Genomic DNA, 13,723 nt, shown 5'->3' with positions numbered 1-13,723 from the left:
GGATTTTCCGATTCGTGTTTCCGGGTGCGCTGACGTAGACTGACTCGTCGGCTCTCGTGCATCCGCATGTCCGCATGTGCCCGTAAGGGAAGCGTGGAGAGTCGATCAAGGTAGTCGATTCGAAGGGCGAAGCGTGGCCAAGAAGCAAGGTGCCATCGAGATCGAGGGCACTGTCGTCGAGTCTCTGCCGAACGCCATGTTCAAGGTCGAGCTCCAGAACGGCCACCAGGTCCTGGCACACATCAGCGGCAAGATGCGTATGCACTACATCCGCATCCTCCCTGACGACCGGGTCGTGGTGGAGCTGTCTCCGTACGACCTGACGCGTGGCCGGATCGTCTACCGGTACAAGTAGATCTTGCCCACGTCCCGCGGCGCTCATGCCGTGGGTCCGCCGGCAACTGACCCGGAGAACCTCACATCCCATGAAGGTCAAGCCGAGCGTCAAGAAGATCTGCGACAAGTGCAGGGTGATCCGCCGTCACGGCCGGGTCATGGTCATCTGCGACAACCCGCGCCACAAGCAGCGCCAGGGCTGACGCACGACCGACCGCACCCTCTGCACCTCTATCGCAGAGTTTCGCGCGACGCGAGCTGAATATGTTCATACGCAGGTCCCGAGCGGCGGCATCGCCCGCTCGACACCCCCGGCTCGGAGGCCGGGGACCCAGTCCGTACCTCGTACGGCGGCTGGGAACAGGTCCTGTGGAAGACCTCCGAAGATCAAACTGGAGCCATTGAATGGCACGCGTTTCCGGTGTTGACATCCCGCGCGAAAAGCGCGTGGAGGTCGCCCTCACCTACGTGTTCGGCATCGGCCGGACCCTGTCCCAGGCGACGCTGGCTGCCACCGGCATCGACCCCGACACCCGCGTCCGCGACCTCTCCGAGGAGCAGCTCGTCGCGATCCGCGAGTACGTGGACAACAACATCAAGACCGAGGGTGACCTCCGTCGCGAGATCCAGGCCGACATCCGCCGCAAGGTCGAGATCGGCTGCTACCAGGGCCTGCGGCACCGCCGCGGTCTGCCCGTCCGCGGTCAGCGCACCAGCACGAACGCCCGTACCCGCAAGGGCCCGCGTCGCGCCATCGCCGGCAAGAAGAAGCCGGGCAAGAAGTAGTCCGCAGCGGACTCGCCGTCCAGCGGTCTTCGCTGTAGGACCGACCACCTCCCGTAGGAGAACGACATGCCCCCCAAGGGACGTCAGGGCGCTGCCAAGAAGGTGCGCCGCAAGGAAAAGAAGAACGTCGCTCACGGCCACGCGCACATCAAGAGCACGTTCAACAACACCATCGTTTCGATCACCGACCCGAGCGGCAACGTGATCTCCTGGGCCTCCGCCGGCCACGTCGGCTTCAAGGGCTCCCGGAAGTCCACGCCGTTCGCCGCGCAGATGGCCGCCGAGTCGGCTGCCCGCCGCGCCCAGGAGCACGGCATGCGCAAGGTCGACGTGTTCGTCAAGGGCCCGGGTTCCGGTCGTGAGACCGCCATCCGTTCGCTCCAGGCGACCGGTCTCGAGGTCGGCTCCATCCAGGACGTCACCCCGACCCCGCACAACGGCTGCCGCCCGCCGAAGCGTCGTCGCGTCTGACCCGGTCGGCTGCGGTGCCGTCTCCGCGTGAGCGGAGGTAACCCGCGCCGTCGCGTCTGACCTCGCTTCACCAGGCTTCTCGGGCGGTACGGCTCTTTCGGGTCGTGCCGCCCGTACCCTTGCAGTACCGCACCCCTTCGGGCGCGGTCCCGTCGGACGTCAAATAGCGGGCGTCCACGAAAGAAGGATCTGATCCACAGATGCTGATCGCTCAGCGCCCCTCGTTGACCGAAGAGGTCGTCGACGAGTTCCGCTCCCGGTTCGTGATCGAGCCGCTGGAGCCGGGCTTCGGCTACACCCTCGGCAACTCCCTGCGCCGTACGCTCCTCTCCTCGATCCCGGGTGCGGCGGTCACGTCCATCCGCATCGACGGTGTCCTGCACGAGTTCACCACCGTGCCGGGCGTCAAGGAGGACGTCACCGACCTGATCCTCAACATCAAGCAGCTGGTCGTCTCCTCGGAGCACGACGAGCCGGTCGTGATGTACCTGCGCAAGCAGGGCCCGGGTCTGGTCACCGCCGCCGACATCGCGCCCCCGGCCGGTGTCGAGGTGCACAACCCCGACCTCGTCCTCGCCACGCTCAACGGCAAGGGCAAGCTGGAGATGGAGCTGACCGTCGAGCGCGGTCGCGGCTACGTCTCCGCCGTGCAGAACAAGCAGGCGGGCCAGGAGATCGGCCGGGTCCCGGTCGACTCCATCTACTCGCCGGTGCTCAAGGTCACGTACAAGGTCGAGGCGACCCGTGTCGAGCAGCGCACCGACTTCGACAAGCTGATCGTCGACGTCGAGACCAAGCAGGCGATGCGTCCGCGTGACGCCATGGCCTCCGCCGGCAAGACCCTGGTCGAGCTGTTCGGTCTCGCCCGCGAGCTGAACATCGACGCCGAGGGCATCGACATGGGCCCCTCGCCCACGGACGCCGCCCTCGCCGCGGACCTGGCGCTGCCGATCGAGGAGCTGGAGCTCACCGTCCGGTCGTACAACTGCCTCAAGCGTGAGGGCATCCACTCCGTGGGTGAGCTGGTCGCGCGCTCCGAGGCGGACCTGCTGGACATCCGCAACTTCGGTGCGAAGTCCATCGACGAGGTCAAGGCGAAGCTGGCCGGTATGGGCCTGGCGCTGAAGGACTCGCCTCCCGGGTTCGACCCGACCGCCGCCGCGGACGCGTTCGGCGCGGACGACGACGCGGACGCGGGCTTCGTGGAGACCGAGCAGTACTGAGAAGCCCGGGCCTTCCGGTCCGTACTCGGGTGCGGGTGCGCTGTGCTTGAGCGCGCGGTTGCCCGCACCCTTTCCGGACGAGCCCCTTCGGGGCCTCGTCCGGATCTCCGACAGGCGACCGCCTGCTCGGATACTGACTCCGGTACCTGATACGGCCGGGGCAGACCTCTAGGAGAAACATCATGCCGAGGCCCACCAAGGGTGCCCGTCTGGGCGGCAGCGCCGCGCACGAGAAGCTCCTCCTCGCGAACCTCGCGAAGGCGCTGTTCGAGCACGGCCGCATCACCACCACCGAGGCGAAGGCGCGCCGGCTGCGGCCGTACGCCGAGCGTCTGGTCACCAAGGCGAAGAAGGGCGACCTTCACAACCGCCGTCAGGTGCTCCAGGTGATCACGGACAAGAGCGTCGTCCACACGCTCTTCACCGAGATCGGCCCGCGCTACGAGAACCGTCCCGGTGGCTACACCCGCATCACCAAGATCGGTAACCGCCGTGGCGACAACGCGCCCATGGCCGTCATCGAGCTGGTCGAGGCGCTGACGGTGCAGCAGAACGCCGTGGGCGAGGCCGAGGCCGCCACCAAGCGTGCGGTCAAGGAGTCCGACGAGGCCCAGGTCGAGCAGACCGAGGCCACCGAGGCTCCGGCCGAGGAGTCCAAGGACGCGTAAGCGTTCCGCGCCCTCCGGGGCGTTCGCGGGTCCGTTCCTTCCAGGAGCGGGCCCGCTTTTTCGTACCTGAGAGGATCTCTGTGTGAGCGACGACGTACAGCCCGGCCAGGTCCGGGTCCGCCTCGACCTGTCCTACGACGGCAGCGGCTTCCACGGCTGGGCCAAGCAGGCCGGCGGCAGGCGGACCGTGCAGGGGGAGATCGAGGACGCGCTGCGCACGGTGACGCGGGCGCAGGAGACGTACGAGCTGACCGTGGCCGGGCGGACCGACGCCGGGGTGCACGCGCGCGGCCAGGTGGCGCACGTGGACCTGCCGGAGGAGGTCTGGCGCGAGCACCACGAGAAGCTGCTGAAGCGGCTCGCCGGGCGGCTGCCCCGCGATGTGCGGGTGTGGGCGCTGCGGCCCGCGCCCAGCGGCTTCAACGCCCGTTTCTCGGCCGTCTGGCGCCTCTACGCCTACCGGGTCACCGACAACCCCGGCGGGGTGGACCCGCTGCTGCGCGGCCATGTGCTGTGGCACGACTGGCCGCTCGACGTGGCCGCCATGAACGAGGCCGCCCGGCGGCTGCTGGGGGAGCACGACTTCGCCGCGTACTGCAAGAAGCGCGAGGGCGCGACCACCATCCGCACCCTCCAGGAGCTGAGCCTGGAGCGGGGCGCGGACGGGATCGTCACCGCGACCGTGCGCGCGGACGCCTTCTGCCACAACATGGTGCGTTCGCTGATCGGGGCGCTGCTGTTCGTCGGGGACGGGCACCGGCCGCCCGACTGGCCGGGCGAGGTGCTGGCGGCGGGCGTCCGGGACTCCGCGGTGCACGTGGTGCGGCCGCACGGGCTGACCCTGGAGGAGGTCGGCTACCCGGCCGATGAGCTGCTGGCCGCGCGCAGCCGGGAGGCGCGCAACAAGCGGTCGCTGCCGGCGGCCGGCTGCTGCTGAGCGGGGCCGCTCACCCTGGGTGACGGTACGGTTCCGGCCGGGCGGGAACTCGCTGGACCGACCTGCCGCCGTACGCCGGCGGCAGGGGGCGTACGCGAGAGAGGCGGACCCCATGCGGCTCACCGTCATCGGCACCGGCTACCTGGGTGCCACGCACGCCGCCTGCCTGGCGGAGCTGGGACACGAGGTGGTCGGGGTCGACACCGACGCCGGCAAGGTGGCGGCGCTGCGGGCCGGCCGGGTGCCGTTCCACGAGCCGCGGCTGGCCGGGATGGTCGCCCGGCACACGGCGAGCGGGCGGCTGCGGGTCACCTCGTCGTACGAGGAGGCCGGTGCCTTCGGGCAGGTGCACTTCGTGTGCGTGGGGACCCCGCAGTGCCGGGACGGGGACGGCGCGGACCTGACGTACGTGGAGAGCGCTTTCGGGGCGATCGCGCGGCACGCCCGCAAGGGCGCCCTGCTGGTGGGCAAGTCGACGGTGCCGGTGGGCACGGCGGCGCGGCTCGCGGACGCCCACCGCCGTGCCGAGATCGCGTGGAACCCGGAGTTCCTGCGGGAGGGCTTCGCCGTCGAGGACACCCTGCGTCCCGACCGGCTGGTCCTCGGGGTGCGCACGGGCCGCGCGGAGCGGCTGCTGCGCGCTGTGTACGCGCCGGTGCTCGCCGCCGGGACACCGCTGGTCGTCACCGACTTCGCCACCGCCGAGCTGGTCAAGACGGCCGCGAACTCCTTCCTGGCCACCAAGATCTCCTTCATCAACGCGATGGCCGAGGTGTGCGAGGCCACCGGCGGTGACGTGCGGCACCTGTCCGAGGCGCTGGGGCACGACACCCGGATCGGGCGGGCGTTCCTGCGGGCCGGGGTCGGCTTCGGCGGCGGCTGCCTGCCCAAGGACATCCGCGCCTTCGCGCACCGCGCCGCCGAGCTGGGCGTGGACCTGGGGTTCCTGCGGCAGGTCGACGCGATCAACATGCGGCGCCGGGACCGGGTGATCGCGCTGGCCCGTGAGCTGTGCGCGGGCAGTGTGCTCGGGGCGCGGGTGGCCGTGCTGGGGGCGGCCTTCAAGCCGGACTCCGACGACATCCGCGACTCGCCCGCGCTGAACGTGGCGGCCCGCCTGGACCTGGACGGCGCCGATGTGACGGTCTACGACCCCGAGGCGATGGACAACGCGCGCAAGGCGTTCCCGCTGCTCGGGTACGCGCTCTCCGTCGAGGAGGCGCTGCGCGGGGCGGAGCTGGTGCTGCACCTGACCGAGTGGCCGCAGTTCCGCGAGGTCGATCCGCGGCGGGCCGGCACGCTGGTGGCCCGGTCGCGGATCGTGGACGGCCGGGGCGCGCTGGACGCGGACGCCTGGCGGGCGGCGGGGTGGCGGTTCCGGGCGCTGGGCACGCCCGCGCGGTGACGCGGCGGGTGCCGTGCGCGCCCGGGTCCTGTGCCCCGTGCCCCGGGCCTGCTGGTTCTGCCGGTTCTGCCGGTTCTGCCGGTTCTACCGGTTCTACCGGTTCGCCGCGGCCGACGCCTGGGCCTCGCCGCGCCGGCGGATCTGGCGGAAGGCGAACTCGGCGAGGTCGTCGCCGGTGCGGAACGCCTTGGTGTCCTTGGCCGTCACGTTCTTGGCGCCGGGGAGACCGGTGAGGGTGAAGTAGGCGTAGCGGCCGTAGGAGTTCGTGGTGGAGCGGCAGACCGCGCCGTCGCAGAAGGCCGCGACGCCGCCGCCGGCCAGCGGCGCGACGATGCTCTTCTTGTCGGCCTGGCCCTTGGCCTTGGTGGCCTGCGCCTCGGTGCCGAAGACGGCGACACCGACGGTGACGGCGACGCCGCTCTGCGTGTAGGTGGCGCGGATCAGGCGGGTGCAGCCGTTGTCGGTGAGGACCTTGGCCAGGGTGCCCTGGGCGGCGTCGGCGCAGCTCTTGGTGTCGGCCGTGGGGCCCTTCCGGTACACGTTCGCGCCCATGGTGAGGGTGGTGCCCGGGAAGAGCGTGTCCGGGCCGAGCGGGGCGGTGTCCTTCTTGGCGCTGGATATGAAGTCCTTGGGGTCCAGCGGCGGCGGGGCGCTGGTGGGCGCGAAGGAGGGGGCCGAGGCGGAGCCGCTCGGCAGGGCCGCGGTGGGCAGGCCGGAGGCGTGCGGGCCGGAGGTGCCGCCGCCGCTGTTCGCGGACACCACGGCCACGGCGACGGCCGCGCCGACCGCGACGGTGGCCAGCGCGCCACCGCCGATGAACAGCATCCGGCGCCGTTTGGCACGCGTCTCGGACGCCTCGGCCAGCGCCGCCCAGTCGGGGGTCCGGTCGCCGTCCGCGCTGTTCCACGGCTGCTGCTGGGAATTCGGTTTCCAGGGGTCCCACTGGGACTGTGAGCCGCCCCCCTGCCCATGAGTCATGGGCCGCATCCTAACGGCGGCTCCTGTCGGCGCCGGGGCGCCCGTACACTGGGGTGCGGAACACGCGGGACCAGCGGCGGCGCACCCGTTTTGACCGGGCCGAGCCGCCACGGGTATCCTGCCTGTTCGTTGTGTATTGGCTTGGCTCTTCTCACGGACCCGGCCCTTACACCGGTCCACCGGGCCGATGACCAGCGACCAGCACGCGGTTTGCGTCACCGCTGTGCGGTCAGGGCTGTCGTGATCGTCTTCGGTGACCTTGTCAGGACCATTCACTGAAGAAGCGAAGGCTACGAACCGTGCGTACGTACAGCCCCAAGCCCGGCGACATCACGCGCCAGTGGCATGTCATTGACGCCCAGGACGTCGTCCTGGGCCGCCTGGCGACCACCGCCGCCACCCTTCTGCGGGGCAAGCACAAGCCGATCTACGCGCCGCACGTCGACGCCGGTGACTTCGTCATCATCGTCAACGCCGACAAGGTGCACCTGTCCGGCAACAAGCGGACCCAGAAGATGGCGTACCGCCACTCCGGCTACCCGGGTGGTCTGCGGTCCGTCCGCTACGACGACCTGCTCGCGAACAACCCCGAGAAGGCCGTCGAGAAGGCCGTCAAGGGCATGCTCCCCAAGAACTCCCTGGGCCGTCAGATGCTCTCGAAGCTGAAGGTCTACAAGGGTGACCAGCACCCGCACGGCGCCCAGCAGCCGGTGCCGTTCGAGATCACCCAGGTCGCGCAGTAACTCCGGCCACCCCCAAGACCAGCAGAGAATCTGAGGAGAATCGTGGCCGAGACCACTGCCGAGCAGCCGCTCGAAGAGCTTGACATCGACAGCTACACCACCGAGTCCGAGGTCCCCGTCGAGGGTGAGTACACCTCGGAGTCCATGGCCTCCCGCTTCGGCGAGCCCCAGCCGGCCGCCGGCCTGGGCCGTCGCAAGAACGCCATCGCCCGCGTCCGGATCGTCCCGGGCACCGGCAAGTGGAAGATCAACGGCCGCACCCTTGAGGACTACTTCCCCAACAAGGTGCACCAGCAGGAAGTCAACGAGCCCTTCAAGGTGCTGGAGCTCGAAGGCCGTTACGACGTCGTCGCCCGCATCGCCGGTGGCGGTGTCTCCGGCCAGGCCGGTGCCCTGCGTCTCGGTGTCGCCCGCGCCCTGAACGAGGCCGACGTCGACAACAACCGCGGCCCGCTCAAGAAGGCCGGCTTCCTCAAGCGCGACGACCGTGCGGTCGAGCGCAAGAAGGCCGGTCTGAAGAAGGCCCGTAAGGCTCCGCAGTACAGCAAGCGCTAAACAGCGGCTGCCTGCGGACAGGCCCTACTCCGAACGCCCCGGCGGCACGCCACTGTGCCGCCGGGGCGTTCGTTTATCACCGGCCTTGGGCGTATAACGGCACAAGGTGCTCAACGGCTGGTGTGATCGGATGCCCGGGTCCGGGACCTGTGACGGCAGCGGCGACACGACCCGGTGAACAGTGAACGCGGGCCGCACACCCCCGGCACGGCTTCACGAACTGACGCTTTCTCAGGAGGACAAGTGGGACGACTCTTCGGCACGGACGGCGTGCGCGGCGTCGCCAACGCGGACCTGACCGCCGAGATGGCGCTCGGCCTCTCCGTCGCCGCGGCGCACGTGCTGGCCGAGGCGGGCACCTTCGAGGGCCACCGCCCCAAGGCCGTGGTCGGCCGCGACCCGCGTGCCTCCGGTGAGTTCCTGGAGGCCGCCGTGGTCGCGGGCCTGGCCAGCGCCGGGGTGGACGTGCTGCGCGTGGGTGTGCTGCCGACGCCCGCGGTGGCGTACCTGACCGGCGCGCTCGGCGCCGACCTCGGTGTGATGCTGTCGGCCAGCCACAACGCCATGCCCGACAACGGCATCAAGTTCTTCGCCCGCGGCGGCCACAAGCTCGCCGACGAGCTGGAGGACAGCATCGAGCGGATCTACGAGGAGCACCGCACCGGCGCCCCCTGGGACCGTCCGACCGGCTCGGGCGTCGGCCGGGTCCGCGAGTACGACGAGGGCTTCGACAAGTACGTCGCCCATCTCGTCGGTGTCCTGCCGAACCGTCTCGACGGCCTGAAGATCGTCCTGGACGAGGCGCACGGCGCCGCCGCCCGGGTCTCGCCCGAGGCGTTCGCGCGGGCCGGGGCCGAGATCGTCACCATCGGCGCGGAGCCGGACGGCCTCAACATCAACGACGGCTGCGGCTCCACCCACCTGGACAAGATCAAGGCCGCCGTCGTCGCGCACGGCGCCCACCTCGGCATCGCGCACGACGGCGACGCCGACCGCTGCCTGGCCGTGGACCACACCGGCGAGGAGGTCGACGGCGACCAGATCCTGGCCGTGCTGGCGCTGGCCATGCGCGAGCACGGCGCGCTGCGCTCCGAGACGGTGGTGGCCACCGTCATGTCGAACCTGGGCTTCAAGCTGGCCATGGAGCGCGAGGGCATCCGCCTCGTGCAGACCGCCGTCGGTGACCGCTATGTCCTGGAGGAGATGAAGGCCGAGGGGTTCGCGCTCGGCGGCGAGCAGTCCGGCCACGTCATCATCCTCGACCACGCCACCACCGGCGACGGCACGCTGACCGGCCTGATGCTGGCGGCCCGGGTCGCGGAGAGCGGCCGTACGCTGCGTGATCTGGCCGCGGTGATGGAGCGCCTGCCGCAGGTCCTGGTCAACGTCCCCGACGTGGACAAGTCCCGGGTGCGGACCTCCGCCGACCTGGCCGCCGCCGTCACCGAGGCGGAGCGCGAGCTGGGCGGCACCGGCCGGGTGCTGCTGCGCCCCTCGGGCACCGAGCCGCTGGTCCGGGTGATGGTCGAGGCCGCGGACATCGAGCAGGCCCGGTCGGTGGCCGGGCGGCTGGCCGACGCGGTGAAGTCGGCGCTGGGCTGACGTCCGGCCGGTACGGGGCCGCCGGCACCGCCGGTCCGGTGGCCCCGCCGCGGGATCCCGCGCGGTCTGGGCTCAGAGCTTGCGCAGGCTCAGGCGCTGCACCTTGTGGTCCGGCCCCTTGCGCACGACGAGCGTCGCCCGGCCCCGGGTGGGCGCGATGTTCTCCACCAGATTGGGCTTGTTGATGGTCCGCCACATGGTGCGGGCGTAGTCCAGCGCCTCGTCCTCGGAGACCTGCGTGTACTTGCGGAAGTACGAGGAGGGGTCCTGGAAGGCGGTCTCGCGCAGCTTGCGGAACCGGTTCAGGTACCAGCGCTCGATGTCCTCGGTGCGCGCGTCGACGTACACGCTGAAGTCGAAGTAGTCCGCGAGCCCGACCCGGGTGCGGCCGTCCTGGCCGGGCAGCGCGGGCTGGAGCACGTTCAGGCCCTCGACGATCAGGATGTCCGGGCGGCGGACGGTGAGCCGCTCGCCACGGACGATGTCGTAGATGAGGTGCGAGTAGACGGGCGCCGTCACCTCGGCCTTGCCGGCCTTGATGTCGGCGACGAACCGGGTCAGCGCCCTGCGGTCGTAGGACTCCGGGAAGCCCTTGCGGGACATCAGGCCGCGCGTCTCCAGCTCCCGCGTGGGCAGCAGGAAGCCGTCGGTGGTGACCAGTTCGACCCGGGGGTGCTCGGGCCAGCGCGAGAGCAGCGCCTGGAGCAGCCGGGCCACGGTCGACTTGCCGACCGCGACCGAGCCCGCCACTCCTATGACGAACGGGGTGCCCGACTGGGAGCCCTGCTCGCCGAGGAAGGTGTTCAGCGCGCCGCGCAGGGTGTCGGTGGCGCCGACGTAGAGGTTGAGGAGGCGGGAGAGCGGCAGATAGACGTCGCGCACCTCGTCGAGGTCGATGACATCGCCGAGGCCGCGCAGCCGCTCCACCTCCTGTGCGGTGAGCGGCAGCGGCGTCTTGTCACGCAGCGCGCTCCACTCGGCGCGGGTGAGGTCGACGTAGGGAGTCGCCTCCGGCTTGGACCGGTGGGCGCTCCGGGGCATCGAGGGGACCGGAGAGATCACAGTCCATTGTTAACGGAGTTCGAACGGGGCGGGGGGTGGGGTCGGTCACGTGCCCGCTGCCGCCGGGCCGTGATCACAGCGAAGTCACGGTCGGGTACCGGTGAGGCAAGGCCATGATCAGCTGTAGGGAAGCTGTGCGTAAAGTGCGGGCAAAGTGCTGCGGCGGCCTGTCGCAGCCCGTAGAGAAAGAGCCCCGCTCCGTGAGACCCACCTCGGTGCGCCGGACCGCGCTCGTCGCCTCCGCCGCCGCTCTCGCCCTGTTCGCCACCGCCTGCGGCTCCTCCGGCGACGGCGGCAAGGACACCGGCGGCAAGACCGTCCAGCCCGGCAGGACCGCTGCGCCGTCCTCGGCCGCGCCCGCCGCCGCGCCGCTGAGCGCCGCGGAACTGGAGAAGGCCGCGCTGACGCAGGCGGACGTGAAGAGCGGCAAGGTCGCCAAGGTCTCACCCAAGGAGGAGACGGCGCAGGATCAGGTGAAGGTGAATGACGCGGCCTGCGTACCGCTCGGTCACCTCCAGAGCGGTGCCTACGTCGGCAAGCCGTCGGCTGCGGCGGGGCGGCATTGGACCGGGGACCCGAAGAAGCCCGCCGCGGACGCCTCGGACGAGGAGAAGTTCCTCGCCGGCGTGGACAGGCCCGTCGTCGGGGTGACGCTGGCCGCCTACGCGGACGGAGGCGCCGAGCAGGCGATGAAGGACCTGAACGCAGCGGCGCGTTCCTGTGCCGGTGGCTTCGCGTCCACCGCGGACGGAGAGGAGACGAAGGTCCTGAAGGTGACGCGGACCGACGCGCCCGAGGGAGGTGACGAGGCACTGGCCGTGACCTTCACGCTGGACGTCAGTGACGGCGACAAGATGTCGGTGAAGGCTGCCGTGGTGCGTAAGGGAGCCACCCTGGCCCACTTCATCACGACCAACTTCGCCTCCGCCGGTGCGGGCAAGGACTTCCCCTTCCCCACCGAGATCGTCGACGCCCAGCTCGCCAAGCTGAAGTGACGGGGTGCCACCCTTCCCGCCGGGGTGTGCGTAACCCGGCGGGAATTTCCGATTTCGGGCACGGAGTGCCGCATTTCGGCGGCTGACGGGCCGTAGGCTGCGGAGCCATGTGCGGAATCGTGGGATACGTGGGGTCGCAGTCGGCGCTCGATGTCGTGATGGCCGGGCTGAAACGACTGGAGTACCGGGGCTACGACTCGGCGGGCGTCGCCGTGCTCGCGGACGGCGGCCTCGCGGCGGCGAAGCGGGCCGGGAAGCTGGTCAACCTGGAGAAGGAACTGGTCGAGCGGCCGCTGCCGGCCGGTTCCACCGGCATCGGGCACACCCGCTGGGCCACCCACGGCGGCCCCACGGACGCCAACGCCCACCCCCACCTCGACGACGCCGGGCGCGTGGCCGTCGTCCACAACGGCATCATCGAGAACTTCGCCCTGCTCCGCGCCGAACTGGCCGAGCGCGGCCACGACCTGTCCTCCGAGACCGACACCGAGGTCGTCGCGCACCTGCTCGCCGAGGAGTTCTCGGCCTGCGCCGACCTCGCGGAGGCGATGCGGCTGGTGTGCCGGCGCCTGGAGGGGGCGTTCACGCTGGTCGCCGTGCACGCCGACGAGCCCGGCGTGGTCGTCGGCGCCCGCCGCAACTCCCCGCTGGTGGTGGGCGTCGGCGAGGGCGAGGCGTTCCTCGCCTCGGACGTCGCCGCGTTCATCGCGCACACCCGCTCGGCCATCGAGCTGGGCCAGGACCAGGTGGTCGAGCTGCGCCGCGACGGCGTGAGCGTCACCGGCTTCGACGGGCGGCCCGCCGAGGTCCGCTCCTACACCGTCGACTGGGACGCCGCCGCCGCCGAGAAGGGCGGCTACGACTACTTCATGCTCAAGGAGATCGCCGAGCAGCCCAAGGCGGTCGCGGACACCCTGCTCGGCCGGATCGACGCGGCGGGCAGCCTGACCCTGGACGAGGTCCGCATCTCCGCGTCCGCACTGCGCGAGACCGACAAGGTCGTCATCGTCGCCTGCGGCACGGCCTTCCACGCGGGCCTGATCGCCAAGTACGCCATCGAGCACTGGACCCGGATCCCCTGCGAGGTCGAACTCGCCAGCGAGTTCCGCTACCGCGACCCGATCCTGGACGCGCAGACCCTGGTCATCGCCATCTCGCAGTCGGGCGAGACCATGGACACCCTGATGGCGCTGCGGCACGCCCGTGAACAGGGCGCCAAGGTGCTGGCCATCTGCAACACCAACGGCTCGACCATCCCGCGCGAGTCCGACGCGGTGCTCTACACGCACGCCGGGCCCGAGGTCGCGGTCGCCTCCACCAAGGCGTTCCTGACCCAGCTGGTCGCCTGCTATCTGGTCGCGCTGTACCTGGGCCAGGTCCGGGGCACCAAGTGGGGCGACGAGATCCGTGCCGTCATCCGCGACCTGTCGCAGATCGGCGGGGCCGTCGAACGGGTCCTGGAGACCATGGAGCCGGTACGGGAACTCGCCCGCTCGCTGGCCGGCAAGAACACGGTGCTCTTCCTGGGCCGGCACGTCGGCTACCCGGTCGCCCTCGAAGGCGCGCTCAAGCTCAAGGAACTCGCCTACATGCACGCCGAGGGCTTCGCCGCGGGCGAGCTGAAGCACGGGCCGATCGCCCTCATCGACGAGGACCTGCCGGTGGTCGTGGTGGTCCCGTCCCCGCGCGGCCGGTCCCTGCTGCACGACAAGATCGTCTCCAACATCCAGGAGATCCGCGCGCGGGGCGCCCGGACCATCGTGATCGCGGAGGAGGGCGACGAGGCGGTGGTCCCGTACGCCGACCACCTGATCCGGGTCCCCGCCACGCCGACGCTGCTCCAGCCGCTGGTGGCCACCGTGCCGTTGCAGGTGTTCGCCTGCGAGCTGGCGACCGCCCGCGGCAACGAGGTGGACCAGCCCCGGAACCTGGCGAAGTCGGTCACGGTGGAGTGAGCGGGCC

Annotated in this window: 15 protein-coding genes; 13 read left to right on the top strand and 2 right to left on the bottom strand. The window is 70.8% G+C overall.

Annotation, left to right across the window (positions count from 1 at the left end; translation table 11 throughout):
• The first annotated feature begins 133 nt into the window (after positions 1-133).
• The 8 genes from infA (at position 134) to ABZ858_RS22585 (ending at position 5,826) form a co-directional block, all read left to right on the top strand.
• Positions 134-355 (top strand): translation initiation factor IF-1, encoded by a 222-nt coding sequence (gene infA, locus ABZ858_RS22620; RefSeq protein WP_003948620.1) that lies wholly within the window; start codon positions 134-136, stop codon positions 353-355.
• Between the two features lie 70 nt (positions 356-425).
• On the top strand, positions 426-539 hold the full coding sequence (gene rpmJ, locus ABZ858_RS22615; RefSeq protein WP_003974245.1) for a 50S ribosomal protein L36: 114 nt from the start codon (positions 426-428) through the stop codon (positions 537-539).
• 202 nt (positions 540-741) lie between these two features.
• Complete coding sequence (gene rpsM / locus ABZ858_RS22610) at positions 742-1,122, top strand: 30S ribosomal protein S13 (protein WP_361381355.1); 381 nt, start codon at positions 742-744, stop codon at positions 1,120-1,122.
• 66 nt (positions 1,123-1,188) lie between these two features.
• Entirely contained in the window at positions 1,189-1,593 is a 405-nt protein-coding gene (gene rpsK, locus ABZ858_RS22605; RefSeq protein ID WP_003956432.1) for a 30S ribosomal protein S11, read from the top strand.
• A gap of 200 nt (positions 1,594-1,793) precedes the next feature.
• Entirely contained in the window at positions 1,794-2,816 is a 1,023-nt protein-coding gene (locus tag ABZ858_RS22600; RefSeq protein WP_361381352.1) for a DNA-directed RNA polymerase subunit alpha, read from the top strand.
• A 182-nt stretch (positions 2,817-2,998) separates the two neighbouring features.
• Positions 2,999-3,484 carry a 50S ribosomal protein L17 gene (rplQ, locus tag ABZ858_RS22595; RefSeq protein ID WP_361381349.1) on the top strand — a complete coding sequence of 162 codons (486 nt, stop codon included), beginning with the start codon at positions 2,999-3,001 and terminating at the stop codon, positions 3,482-3,484.
• Between the two features lie 82 nt (positions 3,485-3,566).
• Positions 3,567-4,421 (top strand): tRNA pseudouridine(38-40) synthase TruA, encoded by an 855-nt coding sequence (truA, locus tag ABZ858_RS22590; RefSeq protein ID WP_361381346.1) that lies wholly within the window; start codon positions 3,567-3,569, stop codon positions 4,419-4,421.
• A gap of 112 nt (positions 4,422-4,533) precedes the next feature.
• Positions 4,534-5,826, top strand: a complete 1,293-nt coding sequence (locus ABZ858_RS22585) for a UDP-glucose/GDP-mannose dehydrogenase family protein (RefSeq protein WP_361381343.1) — start codon at positions 4,534-4,536, stop codon at positions 5,824-5,826.
• A 93-nt stretch (positions 5,827-5,919) separates the two neighbouring features.
• On the opposite strand, the gene ABZ858_RS22580 is transcribed toward ABZ858_RS22585, so the two are convergent.
• The gene (locus ABZ858_RS22580) at positions 5,920-6,804 is read right to left on the bottom strand and encodes a hypothetical protein (protein WP_361381340.1); all 885 of its coding nucleotides are present in this window, start codon (positions 6,802-6,804) and stop codon (positions 5,920-5,922) included.
• 299 nt (positions 6,805-7,103) lie between these two features.
• Here ABZ858_RS22580 and rplM point away from each other — a divergent pair, with 299 nt between their 5' ends.
• The 3 genes from rplM (at position 7,104) to glmM (ending at position 9,704) form a co-directional block, all read left to right on the top strand.
• Complete coding sequence (rplM, locus tag ABZ858_RS22575; protein ID WP_361381337.1) at positions 7,104-7,547, top strand: 50S ribosomal protein L13; 444 nt, start codon at positions 7,104-7,106, stop codon at positions 7,545-7,547.
• A 42-nt stretch (positions 7,548-7,589) separates the two neighbouring features.
• Complete coding sequence (rpsI, locus tag ABZ858_RS22570; protein WP_020276276.1) at positions 7,590-8,102, top strand: 30S ribosomal protein S9; 513 nt, start codon at positions 7,590-7,592, stop codon at positions 8,100-8,102.
• Positions 8,103-8,345: 243 nt separating this feature from the next.
• Complete coding sequence (gene glmM, locus ABZ858_RS22565) at positions 8,346-9,704, top strand: phosphoglucosamine mutase (protein ID WP_361381333.1); 1,359 nt, start codon at positions 8,346-8,348, stop codon at positions 9,702-9,704.
• 72 nt (positions 9,705-9,776) lie between these two features.
• Here the strand turns inward: glmM and coaA are convergent, their stop codons facing one another.
• On the bottom strand, positions 9,777-10,745 hold the full coding sequence (gene coaA, locus ABZ858_RS22560; RefSeq protein WP_361381330.1) for a type I pantothenate kinase: 969 nt from the start codon (positions 10,743-10,745) through the stop codon (positions 9,777-9,779).
• A 221-nt stretch (positions 10,746-10,966) separates the two neighbouring features.
• Here coaA and ABZ858_RS22555 point away from each other — a divergent pair, with 221 nt between their 5' ends.
• Positions 10,967-11,761 carry a hypothetical protein gene (locus ABZ858_RS22555; RefSeq protein ID WP_361381327.1) on the top strand — a complete coding sequence of 265 codons (795 nt, stop codon included), beginning with the start codon at positions 10,967-10,969 and terminating at the stop codon, positions 11,759-11,761.
• 107 nt (positions 11,762-11,868) lie between these two features.
• Positions 11,869-13,716 carry a glutamine--fructose-6-phosphate transaminase (isomerizing) gene (glmS, locus tag ABZ858_RS22550; RefSeq protein WP_361381324.1) on the top strand — a complete coding sequence of 616 codons (1,848 nt, stop codon included), beginning with the start codon at positions 11,869-11,871 and terminating at the stop codon, positions 13,714-13,716.
• Positions 13,717-13,723: the final 7 nt, after the last annotated feature.

Source organism: Streptomyces sp. NPDC047017, from assembly GCF_040644175.1.
In the GTDB taxonomy this organism is placed as follows: domain Bacteria; phylum Actinomycetota; class Actinomycetes; order Streptomycetales; family Streptomycetaceae; genus Streptomyces.
The sequence above is the reverse complement of the archived record's forward strand: the minus strand, read 5'-3'. Positions and strand labels throughout refer to the sequence as shown.

Excerpts from the sequence above, each read along its gene's own strand:
- rpmJ (WP_003974245.1), top strand. The coding sequence starts at position 426 with ATGAAGGTCAAGCCGAGCGTCAAGAAGATCTGCGACAAGTGCAGGGTG.
- rpsM (WP_361381355.1), top strand. The coding sequence starts at position 742 with ATGGCACGCGTTTCCGGTGTTGACATCCCGCGCGAAAAGCGCGTGGAG.
- rpsK (WP_003956432.1), top strand. The coding sequence starts at position 1,189 with ATGCCCCCCAAGGGACGTCAGGGCGCTGCCAAGAAGGTGCGCCGCAAG.
- ABZ858_RS22600 (WP_361381352.1), top strand. The coding sequence starts at position 1,794 with ATGCTGATCGCTCAGCGCCCCTCGTTGACCGAAGAGGTCGTCGACGAG.
- rplQ (WP_361381349.1), top strand. The coding sequence starts at position 2,999 with ATGCCGAGGCCCACCAAGGGTGCCCGTCTGGGCGGCAGCGCCGCGCAC.
- ABZ858_RS22585 (WP_361381343.1), top strand. The coding sequence starts at position 4,534 with ATGCGGCTCACCGTCATCGGCACCGGCTACCTGGGTGCCACGCACGCC.
- ABZ858_RS22580 (WP_361381340.1), bottom strand. The coding sequence starts at position 6,804 with ATGACTCATGGGCAGGGGGGCGGCTCACAGTCCCAGTGGGACCCCTGG.
- coaA (WP_361381330.1), bottom strand. The coding sequence starts at position 10,745 with ATGCCCCGGAGCGCCCACCGGTCCAAGCCGGAGGCGACTCCCTACGTC.
- glmS (WP_361381324.1), top strand. The coding sequence starts at position 11,869 with ATGTGCGGAATCGTGGGATACGTGGGGTCGCAGTCGGCGCTCGATGTC.